Origin of the sequence: Chitinophaga sp. S165, from assembly GCF_003182155.1 — a bacterium.
Classification (GTDB): Bacteria; Bacteroidota; Bacteroidia; order Chitinophagales; family Chitinophagaceae; genus Chitinophaga.
In genome coordinates this window covers 70,601-84,841 of the sequence record NZ_QGTG01000001.1, presented here as the reverse complement: position 1 = coordinate 84,841, position 14,241 = coordinate 70,601, and the positions used below count along the sequence as shown (strand labels likewise).

Here is a 14,241-nt window from a genome sequence, read left to right as displayed (position 1 = left end):
AGATTATAAATTTACGGTGATGGTAATGGCATCAGAAATGCCTGTTTTTTGAAGGTCTTTGTCCAGTACTGTAGCTCTAATTCTTATGGCAGTACCAATTGGATACATAGCAGCAGAATACCATGCACTGACTTTAGAGCTGTCTGCTGTCATGGTTTGCCTGTCTCTAAAACTGCCCAAGGCAGGCCCACCTGTGACCAAAGAATCCTCCAACAACACATTAACGCCTTTAGATACATTCCTTTTGTCAATATTCCTTATCCGGGCGGTCAATTGGATTTCATTTAAATGATTGGATCCAATGCCAAATGAGGAAGGATTAAGCGTAATTGTAGCAGCTTCAGAAAAGGTTGCTGTAATAGAATCAGTCAGGACAAATTCTGTAATGGGACTATCGAACTCAGGTTGGACAGTCACCATGATAGTGCCCGGCTCAAAGGGGGCTTTCAATGTTGCTTTAGCCACCAGGACTCCATTATCAAATTCGGCTTTGGCGGTCACTTTATCATTTCCACTGCTAAAGGACCCGGCTGACGCAGAAAATATGACCGAACGCCTGTCGCTGCTTGCTTTGCTGTCCAGGATCACACTCAACTCCACTGAGGATTGTCCATCAGCCGGGAGCTGACGTTTACTTAGTTCCAATTTCGTAATGACCGATCTGATATCCGGTGTCTTGGTGCAGCCTGCCAGCAAAAAAATAGTTAGTATGGAGGTATATAAATTTTTCATTTAAATAGTATTGACGTGATGTCTTTTAAACCTTGGATAAAATCGATATCAACTGATAATGAAGCATAGCCACCGGGGACCACTTTTTTATCTGATACAAGGGGATTTTTTGAACTGCGTTTCATCAGGGCGCCACCAGCACTAATTTTAAAAGCCCTGGCAAAGCGCCATGCCGGACCGACCAAAAGGGAAGTATTGTTATAAAAGTTATCGAAGTCTTTGTTGGATAAACTTCCACCCACTGTGATGCCTACATTTAAACAGAGATGCTGCCAAACCGATCGCCTGGTGACAATATTATAGTCGGGGCCATCCGTTTGATTTGCATCGAGGTCACGTTTGGCAGGAAACCGGCTGCGCCGGGTATTTTTATCGATCGGCCGGAAATAGATACTCACGCCCCAGTATAATCTTGGAATATAAGTAGCCTTTCCCGTTAAGCCGGGCATTAATATATTGGCCAGACCGGCGTCAATGAACAGGACATTTCCCCCTGCGGTTTTGAGATCACTGGAAACCGTGTTGCCAGCCAGGTAGAGACCCTGGAGTATCAGTTCATTTTCATCGATCGCCTTTGTAACGGCCTTCATCTTTTCCTTAAGCTTCTTCTGATTTTCTGTGAGCTTGGTTCGGATGTCCTGTACTTTTGTTCGTACGTCACTAAATGAAACAGACACTGCGCCGATCGTTATTGGAGGTTCGTTTTTCGCAATTAGCCTGTCCACTTGTCGCTGCAGCGTGTCAAAAAATTTCAAATTGGACTCAAGGTTCTTCAAACGGATATGACCGGCAGCTAGTTCTGCTTTATTATCGGCATAGGCTTTTGAGATATCTACCAAGCCAAACTGGACATCTTTGAGTGCTGACTTTTTCAGTATTTCCGCCAGAAAATGGGCGTCATGATAATCGACCCTTGAGTGCGAGGATGCCAGGTCTACCGCCTGCAAATGCTCTAACGTAAATCCCGTCGCCTCAGAAAAGTTGGAAGCATCTGCCATGAAATCATAGCTTGAAGCCATTTTATCATCGTAGAATGCCCTGTAGTCCCCAGCACTCAGCGCCAAATAAGTCCTACGCAGGAATTTATCGGTAAGGCGCTCTCTTAATTGTTTGAACGCCTCTGTTGCTTCAGGCCCCTTTCCCAACTTATAAAACGTATTAACCTCAAACAGTTTTTCCTTATCTGCTGGAGAGAGCCGGCCCATAATATTAATATCAAACAATTTATTGGGCTTCAGTGCAGGGAAAAATATCTTGAGCGTTCCGGAATCTGCGGTAAATTGAAGGGCCACATCATAAACAGCTTGCGACCCTCCGGGACAACTGATATAGTGAAGTGATCGATTTCCATGTTGATATTGTGCCTCATAGGCATGTACCGCAATGGGATCTTTTACATTAACCTTTTCGACCACAAGTGTAAAAGGCCGGTCAAACGGAATAGGCTTATCCGTTGTATGGTTACTAACGTCATACTTAATAATTGTTTCGGATTTAAACGGGGTCTGGGCAGAGCTGGTAAGCGCGTGCAGCAAGACACAAAATGTGATCAGGTTTCGAGCCAGGGACATGTTCATATTTTATGGGACCAATTTAAAATTAGTTGTCTGCTGTAAAACAGGTGTTTTCACCCTTTTTCTCACGCACGCTTCATCACCATATTAATGGACAGAAAATTCATTTCCAGCGGATCATCACTTAGAAAGGATATGCAAAGGAAACTACAGACGATACAATAATACTGGGTTGATAATACGGCAGATCGTGACAAAAGCCGGGTTAATTCCGGTTCTGCCAGGTGACGTTGCGCCTGAAACAGCGTTTAGTCGCCATGATGCGTGTCTGTTTAATTGGAGCAAGTTAATATAGTTGGACAATTTAAAAAATACAAACTAGTTGGTATTTTTTATTGGTGGGTATATGCAAAATCTGGCACCATAGTATTATGAGATCATCACCCAGTGACGCCTGCATTCTGAAATTTTAAATTGTACGCAGCTTCAACCGACATCATACTGAATAGAGCGGGAAATTCTATGCCAGCGCGTTGTCAATCATTTCGCCCAAAATATTAATGTCATCTACTGTCAGGTCGCATCCTGGGTTAAATTTTCCGACCCATTTGCCTTGTGTTTTAATCAGCCTACCCTGGTAGTATTTATCAATCATCAGCTGGTACCCTTGGCCACCACCGCTGGGCGCCACCAGTTCAATTGTCTTTGTCTCATGACCGAAATGCGCCTCAAATTCAATCTTCATCACAGCCGCAATGTAGCAAAAAAATTCCCGGCGAACCTCCATTCAGGGCGGAGGCTTCGAAACGGGGGAAGAGTTTGGACGGCAACTAATTTAAAAGGACCAAGCCCCTTGTGCTAGTATTCTAAAGGCAGCCATAAGACTCCGTCGCAGAAGTATAGCATCACTTCATCACCTGCAAAATCACTGAAAGGAATCACCGTAGACTACAGCACGTTATCATTTTAGCGTTGAAGAATAAGCTTCCCAACTCCCTAGCTCCCAGGCACAAAGGGAAAAGAAAAATAAGCCAGTAACGACTTACTGGCCTGTTCATGAAACTAACCGGGTTAACATACATAGCTTGTGCTTAATCTTTATGTTGGGTTTTCACAGGGTTTCCAACCATCTTAATATGATAACCATCTGCAGCTTTATAAATATTTTTAGGATCGGTGATCTTTTCCAGAAAAGATTGGAGTGGCAGTTCAGTTTCCATTCCGGAACTTATTATGCGAAAATCGGTAGAGCTGTCGATGGTGAGCTTTTCGCCAAAATACCGTGCGGCCAAGGCTATCAGTTCTTTTTCGCCCAGGTTTTTTACCGGTATATAGCCCTCCAGCCAGCCCATTTCTTCCTCTCTATTGAATAGCCCTACTTCCAGGTTATTGCCGGTGGCCGTGGCAGCGTAACCGGGCTTTAGCAACTGAGTATGCTGACCGCTGGTTACTGTTAGTGCTCCATCCACCAGGGCTATCCGGCTCTGGTTATCCGCGTAAGTATTTACGTTAAATTCCGTGCCCATCACTTTGGCAGTGGCGTTGGGTAAATGAACTATAAAAGGCTTAGCTGCGTTTCCGGCAACTTTTAAGTAGGCTTCACCTTCTATCTGTATTTCCCGTTCCCCGGCCCTGAACAATGTCGGGAAGCGGATTTTAGTGCCTGCATTGAGTTTTATCTGGGTGCCGTCGCTTAGGGCAAGCAGATAGGTTCTGGCCGCAGGTATCATTAATATGGCCTCTTCGTCAGGGTCACCGTGTTTCAGCCGTGTGATCGGCATGCTGTCGTCTATGAGTAGTCCTTTGCCCGCGTCGGCTGTTAGTTTTTTACCCGTTAACGTGAGTGTATCGCTGCCCTTTATAAGGGTAATATCTTTGGAGTAAGCAACCGTGATGGTTGTTACAGGTTGTTTCTGTGACGGTTGCAATACGAGTGGTTTAACGATCAGCACTATGAGGATGAAGATACAGGCAGCAGCGGCCATGGTGACCATCTTTAATGACTTCATGCGTTTTGGTTTGGCGGCAGCCCGTGATTTCCTGATAATTTCCAGCGCTTCCTGTTCCAGGATGGCTGGATCCTGCACTAGCGGACTTGGCGGATGTTGCTTCAGAAACTCCGTTAATTCTTTTACCTCTGGAAATTCTTCTGTTAGCCTGTCCAGCAATGCATTTTCACGTGGAGTTATAGTGCCAGTTATCCGTGCAATAATGAGTGTAGTTATATAGTGGGTAATCTCTTTCATAATAAAACTTTTTAGGGAAGAAGTAAATGTGGTTTATTGATTGGGTTCATGGTTATTTCTTTTAAATTTTGCCAGCGATTTCGCACATTTGGCTAAAATATTCTTGACGCGAACAAGTGGGAGATCATGTTTGGTGGCTATATCCCGGTGCTTTTCTTCATAGATGCGGGCATCCATAAATACACTTTCTTCTAATTCACTCCAGCGCGCGTTCGCCTTATGCAGATAGTAATTGAGTTGATCCCGGATGGCCTGCTCGTTCACTGTGCAGTGGTCCAGCCTTTCCTCGTGTATAACCTCTCTTTTTTCCATCTTCTGCTGCTTTTTAATGGCATTAATACTTCTGTTACGCGCAGTAACATTTAAATACCCCTGCAAACTGGTCATTATCGGCAGTTGCCCCCTGTTAATCCATAGCTGCGTTAAGGCATCGTGTGCAATATCTTGTGCATCTTGCGGGCTGGTGCCAAACACTTGTAAATACATCTCCACATTCCGCTTATACTTCTCATAAATGACGGTATAGGCTTTTGTTTGTTCCAATTCATCTCCCTGGTTTAATTGATCAAGTAATGTTGCTTCTTCGGTGTTTTCCATCGATAAAATGGTGATTTAAGAATTTATAAAAGCGACTAAACAAAAGCACATTGATCGGTCACTACTACTATCGTAAAAAAGGACAGCCATTATTTCGAGGGAGACTACAACAATAAGACAAACCAAAATTGTCATTTGGATAAAATACCGGATTTTTTTTTAAAAAAAAGTTTACCAACCGGGGTTTTACATGTGCCAACAGCCCTTCCAGTGCAACACTATAGTATCCAGGTTTGCTAACCCAACACAGATATTTGTTTTTAATATTTATCCAATTGCTGGTTTTGCTTTGTCTTATTAAGGGGAACAATATTACAAGGGGCTCTATTATTAGTATTTATTCTTTGAACGTATGAGAAACTTTACTTGGCACAGTGGCTTATATCTACTCGTGCTTGCTTTGTTGTTGATCAACACCCGACTAGCTGCTCAAAAAAAGAGGTCACCACTGAAATCCAAGCGCATAGCGCTTAAGCTTATCAATGTACCGCCAGACACCCTGATAAGGCAATTGATCCTTAAAACGGGTATTCCCATTTCCGCCACCTTTCGCCACCGGCCATTGTTTAATGTGGACGAGGAATCTGTCACCCTGCTGCAGATCCTGGAAAAAAAGTTTAGGCCAAGAGGTTACACCTGGCGGATTAATAAGGGCCGGGTGCCGGAAGTTATTTTGCAGGAGCCTGATACCTTGCTGCCAGACCCGGACGCTGTGGCGGCAGTGGCGCCTAACCGTACAGCATCCGCCGTTATAACGGTCAGTGGCTTTGTAACCATGGAAACACGCGAGCCGCTTCCCGGCGCCACGGTAAAGGTGATGGGCACCGGCGCAGGCACTAAAACCAATGCTGCAGGTCGGTTTACGCTGCCGGTGAATCAATGGCCGGCGACACTGGAGGTGAGTTATATGGGCTTTGAAACGCAGCAGATACCACTGAACGGTCAGCGGATCATTACTGTACTATTAAAATCATCGGGCCGTGATCTGAATTCGGTTTATGTTCTCGGGTATGGCAAAGGGTCTAAGCGCCTGGAAACGGGCGCGGTGCAGTATATAGCGCCTACACACGTACAGCAGATGGGCACCAGCGATGCGCTGGCCACTTTTCAAGGGCAGGTGCCCAATTTATTAATAGAGCAAACCACCGGTATGCCTGGTGGCGCTATTTCCGTACAAATGCGGGGCCGCAGTTCTATCATCAACCGCGCCGGCCCAATGTATGTGGTAGACGGGATTCCCTATGTACCTATGTCCCAAACGGCGAACCTGCTGCTGTCTATTTCATCGCAAAATCTGTATGGTGGTGTAAGTCCATTCTGTTTGCAAATGTTCGGGCAAATAGAATCGATCCTTGTTTTAAAAGATGCCGCCGCAACGGCCATCTACGGCTCCCGAGGCGCGAACGGGGTTATTATCATCACCACGGTGCGCGGGAAAGTGGGTCGCCCCGGAGTAGAGGTAAGTTTGGTACGCGGGTTTGGCGCCGTAGCCAGTAAATACGATCTGCTTTCCGCCACGCAGTACCGTAACATGCGGCAGCAAGCTTTTGCAAACGATGGGCTGGTGCCGGGCAACATACCCGGCCTGCCCAACTACGCGCCGGACCTCACGGTATGGGACAGTACCAAACATACAGATTGGCAAGAAAAGCTGCTGGGTAAAACGGCTCATATAACTGACCTGAACATTGCATTTAATTTCGGGACCGAGCAAACCCGCCTGCGGTTAGACGGTAGTCTTTACCGGGAAACTGCCGTAACAGGCGATGACATGCTGTTTGGCAGAACAGGCTTTAACTTCTCGGTGGACCACACTACTAAAAATGGACGCTTTCAATTAGCCGGTAAAGTAAGCTATAGCACCGACCATCAAAACTCGTATGTAGGTTCTGCCAAAGCTGCTTTTACCGTAGAAAACGCGGATGCGGCCTTTGATAGTAACGGTGTGCCGCTGTGGCAGGACGGGGCAGAACATCCATATGCAGAAAGGCTCAAGGAATACTACTTTGCCAAAAAGAACTACCAGTTTAGCCTGATACCCAAGTGGCGGCCCTGGACCAACTTACTATTTAAAACCAGCCTGGCCGTAAGTGGGCTTGCCACCAACGAAAGCGACCGGCACCCTATCGCCAGCCAAAACCCCTGGCTTACGCCCAACCGGGTGGGCAGTACCACGCAGGCGGGTAAAAAGATCCTGGGGTATCTCATAGAGCCGGTAACTGAATACAATCCCAACCTGCCGGGTGAGCTTACGGTGGTAGCGGGTGGTTCTTACCAGCGTACGTTTAACAGCATTCGCATTGTTACCGGTGAGGGCTTTAGCAACGACAATAATCTAGTGCTGGAAAAAGCGCCTTATTTCACCAATCTCATTTATCAGCCCACCGACTATCTTTATACGGCGTTGTTCGGCCAGGTGAAATACAACTGGTATAACAAGTACCTCGCTACGATCAGCTTTCGACGCGATGCCAGCAGCCAGTTTGGCCCCGATAATAACTCCGGGTATTTCTGGGCCATCAGCGCTGGCTGGATCTTTTCTGAATTAGCGGCCATTAAAAACCGCCTGCCCTTGCTGCACTTTGGCAAGTTGCGGGGCAGTGTTGGCCTTACCGGCAGCGACCAGGTAGCCGATAACCAGACACAGGCCGTGTGGTCCACCAACCCCGGTAATAACCCTTACCAGGGCATCCAGGGGCTTATTCCACGGTCACCGTATAATCCCGGCTTTTCGTGGGAGCGTTGTTTAAAACGGGAGCTGGCGCTTGACTTTGAATTACTGCGTGGACGCATAGAGGGTGGTATCTCTTATTACCATAACAAAAGCTATAACCAGCTTTTACAAACAGAGCTGCCCGCCCAAACCGGCTTCCCCGCCATGTTGCGCAACCATAATGCAGAAATCTGGAACTACGGCTTTGAAATGGTGCTGATGGCACACGTGATCCAGTCCGGCCAGCTACACCTGCAAGTAGCGGCCAATGTTGCGTTGCCCCGCAATAAATTACACGCTTTCGACAGCCTGGATAAGTCGCCCTATGCCGGTGTACTGTTGCTGAATGAACCGGTAACTGTGCTCAATAAACTGCAATCCGGCGGCGTGGGGCCCACTGGGCGCTACGTATTTAAAGACCGGGACGGTAAACCCGGTTATACCGTAGCTGATTATACCAGCATTGGCAGTACAGACCCTACACTACTCGCCGGCATGGAGCTTACCCTGACCTGGAAATATGTAAGGCTCGGGCTAAAGCTGGACTACCGAAAACAGAAAGGGTTTTCCTATCTCTACCCCATGCTCATGTCGGACCTGTACCCCGGTGGGCTCAGTAACCAAAGCACTGCGGTAGATTACTGGCAAAGGGAGGGCGACGCGGCCAGTTTCCAAAAAGTATCTGCCACACCGGGCGGAGAAATCAACAGCAATAAAAGCCTGATTCTAATTTCCGATCTGGCCTATGCCAGCACCAGCTACCTGAAAGGGCGGGAAGTAACGTGCGCGGTGGATCTGCCCGAGCAGATCCTGTCCAAATTGCGCTGCCGCCAGGCCAGCTTTTTCATAATTGGCCGCAACCTCTTTACCATCACCCCGTACAAAGGCGGTGATCCTGAAGTGGGCAATGTGCTATCGCTTTCAACGCTCCGGTCCTTCTCGTTGGGGTTTAAATTTTCCTATTAACTGCATTGTAAAGCTAACAAGTAATGACACACTCCAAACTACCCGGTATGCTCCTCACGGGCTGCATCTTGTTTCTTTTGCACGCCTGCAGCCTGCTGCAGGCAGACCTGCCCCCGGAGGAAGCGGCTGGCCGCAAGATATTTGAAGACGCCGATTCGGCCACTGCCGCCGTTACCGGCATTTATGAAGGCATTGCCGCTACCACCAATTTTTTTGCGGGCGGTGGCTCGGCGTATGGCGGTATTTATGGGGACGAGCTGGTATATACCGGCCAGCAGGCAGCCCTGCAGGAATTTGGAAACAGCACCCTTAGTTCGGGCAATGCCCTACTGGAAACCAATTTCTGGAACAACAGTTATTATTTTATCTATCGCGCCAATGCCTGCATAGAAGGGCTGGCGGCCAGCGAAACCCTACCGGCTTCGCTGCGCGGCCAGCTAATGGGAGAAGCCAAATTTTTACGGGCGCTCCTGTACTTTTACCTGGTGCATTTTTTTGGCGAAGTACCATTGATCACCAGCACGGATGCCGCTACCAACGAACGTATGGGACGTAGCCCGGTGAGCGCTGTGAAAGCAACCATCACTGCGGACCTGAAGGATGCGCAAGACCTGCTCACGCCCGCCTACCCTACCGCAGAACGAGCCAGGATAAACAAATGGAGCGCCACTGCATTATTAGCCCGCCATTACCTGTACGAAAAAGAATGGGCGCTGGCAAAGCAGGAAGCCACCGCCGTTATCAATAGTGGCCTGTACCGGCTAATGCCGCTGGACAGTGTGTTTTTAATAACCAGTAAAGAAGCCATACTTCAGTTGCAGCCGGTCAATAAACGGCACCATACCATGGATGGCTTTATGTTTATACCATTGGGTAATACCAGGCCATCCTTTGCGCTTACCCCGTCGCTGATCAACACATTTGAGCCAGGGGACCGGCGCAAAACAAGCTGGATAGATGTCAAGACCGTCAATGGCGTCCGGTACTACTATCCATTCAAATACAAGAAGCGGCCCGATGCCGATACCAACTTCGTGCTTACCGAATACACTTCCCTGCTCCGCTTAGCGGAACTCTATCTGCTACGTGCCGAGTGTAACATAACATTAGGGGCCCTGCCCGCCGCTATCAGCGATATAGATGTTGTACGCGCACGGGCAGGCCTGCCCGTGATTGCCCATACCCACCCAGACATCGAGGCTACGAAACTTATGCAGGTATTGCAGCACGAACGAAGAACCGAGTACTTTGCAGAACTGGGTCACCGCTGGCTCGATCTGAAACGCACGGGCATGGCAAACCTGGTAATGGAACCTTTAAAGCAAGGCTGGAAAAGCACGGGCGAATTATGGCCGATACCTTACGCACAAATTGCTTTAAACCCATCACTGGTCCAAAACGACGGCTATTATTAATCGGCCGCCAGCGGTCCGTTTATTACCAGGGTAAAATGCCAGTGGTATGTATCAATACATTACCCTTGGCCCGCAGGCACACATCAATAGAAGGTGCGCAAAGGCTTTGGGCCTGCTGCTGGGTAACGCCATATAAAATGGTGTTGCCATTCCAGTCGATCCAGTCATAGAAGATCTGAGGTGCGGCGGCAGCTTGTACATCTAAAACGATGGCAGTGCCTGCACCGGCGATAAATGCGCATGCTGAGATAATTAACTTGATCTTTTTCATAGTCGTTTCAAATTTTAAGGTGAGTGAAACTTTAGATAGGTAAATGCCATAGGGCCGGCATAAGGTAAGAGGTCTGGCGCTTCATGTAAGAAACGGACAAGTTGTAATAAATGCAGCGTATGATCCCCCGGCCATTAATGCCAGAATCTGAAGATGAACAGTCGTTTACGTCAAAGGTTAGTTGCTGTATTGATTCTTACGGCTATTAAGCACTTTCAATCGGTATTTTGAGTGTGGTTAGTTACCGCATGCATGGTACGAAATTTATTGCACTGTTCCGTTAATGCGGTGTTAACGACTATTATTTTTAGCGCACATGTACCGGAGCATTCACTAACTAAATGCTTAAGCGGTTCCCGGAGCAGCTTCAATGCCTGAGAGATTTTATTTGTTACGGTTTGGCGACTGATGTACTGTCCGATGGCAATGTGCCGATGGTTTGACTTCCAGCTAAATTCCCTTCTTTAAAATCACTTATAATTTCCCATTGAGGGGGAATCTGATATCGCCACATATACTTTAGGCTAACTGAAAAGAGGCGAGCGGTTTGCTGCGCGCCTCTTTTCGACATCAACTTTTTTATCAATCTGATGGCGATGTTCATCTGGTAAATAAGATTCTTTGTAATCCTATTTATCTTCCTACTCTCCTTTCCCAAAGTATGCTTTGATCGGACGATAGGCTGATTCTCTGCACATTTTCACAGAAACAAGATTCATTTGATCAAATGTTTCCATCGCAGTTAAACAAACCGTTAGGTTCTTGATAACTTTCTCACGAAGACTTTGATCCAAATATGTAACCCTACAGGCGCGTTTTCCGATTTGAGCTTTTTACAAATGTTTAAATAAACATACACCGGCCACGCGCTAAAGCCCGGAAATTTTAGTATGTCCCCCAAACTCCCATTTTAGTATTGTCTGCTAACGAATTTTGAAAAGCAGCTCCTCTTAATGCCTGGTCAGCTTGAAATGGGTGTGCAGAAAATGATTGCAGAATGGGGCATACGAATGACGATAAGCCATATTATGAATGTGCACAGCAAGGGATTTCACTCTTTAAAAATGATGCAATTAGCTTTCCAAAAAAGTTACCGAATCAAAGTGTTGACTTAATCGTGACCGATCCCGCCTACTCAGGCATGAACCAACGGCTTAAAATAGGTAGTGGCAAAATCCTTGGAAGGTATACTGATGCGGGCAAGGATAAAGGAAAGTGGTTTGCGGAATTTCGCGATACAGAGGATAATTATCGAATCTTCCTCCAGGAGTGTTTTAGAGTCCTGAAGAATGATCGACACATCTACATTATGTTTGATTCCTATTCGCTAGTGACCCTGGCGCCGGTTGTCCGGGGCATATTCGAGGTAAAAAACATACTTTGTTGGGATAAAGTAAACATCGGCCTCGGTCATTATTTCCGTATAAGGCACGAGTTTATACTCTTTTCCAGTAAAGGTAAACGAGCGCTGAATTCAAAGGCCATACCCGATATTTGGAAGATTAAACGGGTCGTAAAGCCCTTGTATCCTACGCAGAAGCCTACGGAAGTTTTCGAAATGATGCTGATAGCCAGCGCAAAAAAGGATTTCGTTGTGTGCGATCCGTTTCTTGACAGCGGTTCATCAGCAATTGCTGCACTCAAATTTCATTGCCTATTTATGGGTTGTGATATTTCAGAAAAATCAATGTCGTATTCAAAAGAGCGGATAGTCTATTTCTTGGAATCTGGCATCAATAAATTTCAGCCGCTTTCATTAGTAGGTGATGACGAGGCTTTACTTAAATTGTTCATAACTGCAAATAGCCGGTAACATACCAGGGTAGCTATCGGGCGTTTTTTGATAGGTGAATGCATCTACTATTCGGAAGATCGTTTTCGCTTTGTCGACTAAGCAGCCCCATAAGCCCTTTATCTAATAGTGCCGTCCAAGCCTGGTATGACTATAGGAGATCGCAAAAGTTATAAAAATGAGTTAAAGTGTCTATGATACTGTTCTTTCAAATCGCCAGTCTGCAAATGTTCTGGATTAGCCGTAGGTAGGCACGCTATGGGTTACATTTGCGCACTTCTCATTACAATTCAACTTGATCTTTGCAGCGATTCGTGTAAGATCATCAGAAATCCTGTTCCACGGGCCTAATCATGCAATTCATGTTGAAGGCTTGGCAACCGATGATTAGAATAAGGACTACGCACTTCAACATTTACTAAAAAAACAGACCAGTAGCCCGCTTGCAGCAATTCGGTGTTATATTGAAAAGTCATGTGATATCAGGTTGAAAGTCATTATCAGCCATGGAACTGTCATGTATTTCAAATCGTAAAATGTTGCACGAATGAATTTTTATCCCCTGCTTATTCTGTGTTTAACTTTCACCACCGTTTTCGCCAAAACAGATACATCCGGTATAAAATTCGAAGAAAATCTGTCGTGGGAGCAAATTAAGGCCCAAGCAAAAAAGGATAATAAATATATTTTTATTGATTGCTATACAACATGGTGCGGGCCTTGTAAGGCTATGGACAAAGAGGTGTATGTAAATGATAGCGTGGGAGCCTACTTTAATAAGCATTTCATTTCTGTGAAAGTACAGATGGACAAAACTAAAAATGATGAGAATTATGTAAAACAATGGTACAACACGGCAGATGCCTTGACTAAGCAATACAAAATAGATATCTTTCCTAGTTTTATTTTCCTATCCCCAGATGCTTTGATCGTTCATAAAGAGAGTGGCTATAAACCCGCCCAGGACTTAATTAAAATCGGCGAGACCGCTTTGCGCCCAGGCAAAGTCTATAACGACCCTTTTGCTAAATATGATAGTCTCATAGCTGACTACAAAATGGGTAAAAAGGAATATAGCCAGATGCTTTACATGTTTGAACAAGCCAAAAAAACGAATGATCTGGAAATAGCGAAGCAACTGCATAAGGATTACAAGATGTATTTAGAAAAATCGGACGATAAGAACTGGTACACAAAAGATAACATTATATTTATTTCATCGATTACTAACAGCCATTCGAAATTCTTCAAATTATTCTATCCTGATGGTAAAAGAGTTGATGAAATCATGAGTCATCCAGGTTATGCAGCAAAAATTGTAGACCAGATAATCTATAAGGAAATTTTAAAAGAATATGGAATTGAAGATAAGCCTGGCGGTGTTCTGTGGAACGGAAAAATAACGGATTCTGTGGAGGCCGATTGGAAGTATATATATAAAACGATTAAAAAGCAGTATAACAAATACTATGCAGAAAGAAATTTAATAACCGCAAAGAAAAACTGGTATTTACAACACAAAAATTTCCCAAAAGCGGCTAGATTTTACTTCCTAAAGCTAGAAAAATATGGTATTGACACCGTTCAGATGTTTCCAGGCAGCAACATCGACTTAATGGAGCACCTGGTGATAAATACTTATGCCTGGGAAATCTTTAAATGGCTCGATGATAGGGAATTATTAAAAGCCGCGATTAAATGGATGCGGGAAGTTGTGAAAAGGGATTACGCAGGGCTTTACACCGACACGTATGCCAACCTGTTATATAAGGTTGGCGAAAATGAGAAAGCTATCCTGTGGCAACAAAAAGCGTTGGAATTAGCAGTTAAAAACAATTATAAACCGGACATAGAAGAAATAGGCGAACGTCTCTATATGATGAAACAGGGCAAGCGCACTTGGAAACGCCCATTATAAGTATTAGATAATGTATTAGGATGTGCTCTATTAAATCATGATAATGACTATTTCGGACAAGATTATTTGCCGTTCTA

At 45.5% G+C, this 14,241-nt stretch carries 10 protein-coding genes; 4 read left to right on the top strand and 6 right to left on the bottom strand.

The window, feature by feature from the left end; genetic code table 11:
- Window positions 1-3: 3 nt before the first annotated feature.
- From C7475_RS00310 to C7475_RS00290, 5 genes are all read right to left on the bottom strand, one after another.
- Window positions 4-732, bottom strand: coding sequence for a hypothetical protein (locus C7475_RS00310; RefSeq protein WP_110049796.1), 729 nt, complete (start codon window positions 730-732; stop codon window positions 4-6).
- The gene (locus C7475_RS00305; RefSeq protein WP_146217416.1) at window positions 729-2,303 is read right to left on the bottom strand and encodes a hypothetical protein; all 1,575 of its coding nucleotides are present in this window, start codon (window positions 2,301-2,303) and stop codon (window positions 729-731) included. Before C7475_RS00305 ends, C7475_RS00310 begins: the two co-directional genes overlap by 4 nt.
- Window positions 2,304-2,766: 463 nt before the next feature.
- Window positions 2,767-2,991 (bottom strand): hypothetical protein, encoded by a 225-nt coding sequence (locus tag C7475_RS00300; protein ID WP_146217415.1) that lies wholly within the window; start codon window positions 2,989-2,991, stop codon window positions 2,767-2,769.
- Between the two features lie 346 nt (window positions 2,992-3,337).
- Complete coding sequence (locus tag C7475_RS00295; RefSeq protein ID WP_110049788.1) at window positions 3,338-4,492, bottom strand: FecR family protein; 1,155 nt, start codon at window positions 4,490-4,492, stop codon at window positions 3,338-3,340.
- A 33-nt stretch (window positions 4,493-4,525) separates the two neighbouring features.
- Window positions 4,526-5,089, bottom strand: a complete 564-nt coding sequence (locus C7475_RS00290) for an RNA polymerase sigma factor (protein ID WP_110049786.1) — start codon at window positions 5,087-5,089, stop codon at window positions 4,526-4,528.
- A 352-nt stretch (window positions 5,090-5,441) separates the two neighbouring features.
- Between C7475_RS00290 and C7475_RS00285 the strand changes: the two genes are divergently transcribed.
- Complete coding sequence (locus C7475_RS00285; RefSeq protein WP_110049784.1) at window positions 5,442-8,768, top strand: SusC/RagA family TonB-linked outer membrane protein; 3,327 nt, start codon at window positions 5,442-5,444, stop codon at window positions 8,766-8,768.
- Between the two features lie 23 nt (window positions 8,769-8,791).
- Window positions 8,792-10,183, top strand: a complete 1,392-nt coding sequence (locus C7475_RS00280) for a RagB/SusD family nutrient uptake outer membrane protein (protein WP_233259736.1) — start codon at window positions 8,792-8,794, stop codon at window positions 10,181-10,183.
- 22 nt (window positions 10,184-10,205) lie between these two features.
- On the opposite strand, the gene C7475_RS00275 is transcribed toward C7475_RS00280, so the two are convergent.
- The gene (locus C7475_RS00275; protein WP_110049779.1) at window positions 10,206-10,454 is read right to left on the bottom strand and encodes a hypothetical protein; all 249 of its coding nucleotides are present in this window, start codon (window positions 10,452-10,454) and stop codon (window positions 10,206-10,208) included.
- A 997-nt stretch (window positions 10,455-11,451) separates the two neighbouring features.
- Between C7475_RS00275 and C7475_RS00265 the strand changes: the two genes are divergently transcribed.
- Complete coding sequence (locus C7475_RS00265; protein ID WP_110049775.1) at window positions 11,452-12,267, top strand: site-specific DNA-methyltransferase; 816 nt, start codon at window positions 11,452-11,454, stop codon at window positions 12,265-12,267.
- Between the two features lie 526 nt (window positions 12,268-12,793).
- Entirely contained in the window at window positions 12,794-14,164 is a 1,371-nt protein-coding gene (locus tag C7475_RS00260; protein WP_110049773.1) for a thioredoxin fold domain-containing protein, read from the top strand.
- Window positions 14,165-14,241 lie beyond the last annotated feature (77 nt).

Coding starts and splice junctions, on each gene's coding strand:
- C7475_RS00310 (WP_110049796.1), bottom strand. CDS start 732: ATGAAAAATTTATATACCTCCATACTAACTATTTTTTTGCTGGCAGGC.
- C7475_RS00275 (WP_110049779.1), bottom strand. CDS start 10,454: ATGAAAAAGATCAAGTTAATTATCTCAGCATGCGCATTTATCGCCGGT.
- C7475_RS00285 (WP_110049784.1), top strand. CDS start 5,442: ATGAGAAACTTTACTTGGCACAGTGGCTTATATCTACTCGTGCTTGCT.
- C7475_RS00265 (WP_110049775.1), top strand. CDS start 11,452: ATGGGGCATACGAATGACGATAAGCCATATTATGAATGTGCACAGCAA.
- C7475_RS00305 (WP_146217416.1), bottom strand. CDS start 2,303: ATGTCCCTGGCTCGAAACCTGATCACATTTTGTGTCTTGCTGCACGCG.
- C7475_RS00260 (WP_110049773.1), top strand. CDS start 12,794: ATGAATTTTTATCCCCTGCTTATTCTGTGTTTAACTTTCACCACCGTT.
- C7475_RS00300 (WP_146217415.1), bottom strand. CDS start 2,991: ATGAAGATTGAATTTGAGGCGCATTTCGGTCATGAGACAAAGACAATT.
- C7475_RS00280 (WP_233259736.1), top strand. CDS start 8,792: ATGACACACTCCAAACTACCCGGTATGCTCCTCACGGGCTGCATCTTG.
- C7475_RS00295 (WP_110049788.1), bottom strand. CDS start 4,492: ATGAAAGAGATTACCCACTATATAACTACACTCATTATTGCACGGATA.
- C7475_RS00290 (WP_110049786.1), bottom strand. CDS start 5,089: ATGGAAAACACCGAAGAAGCAACATTACTTGATCAATTAAACCAGGGA.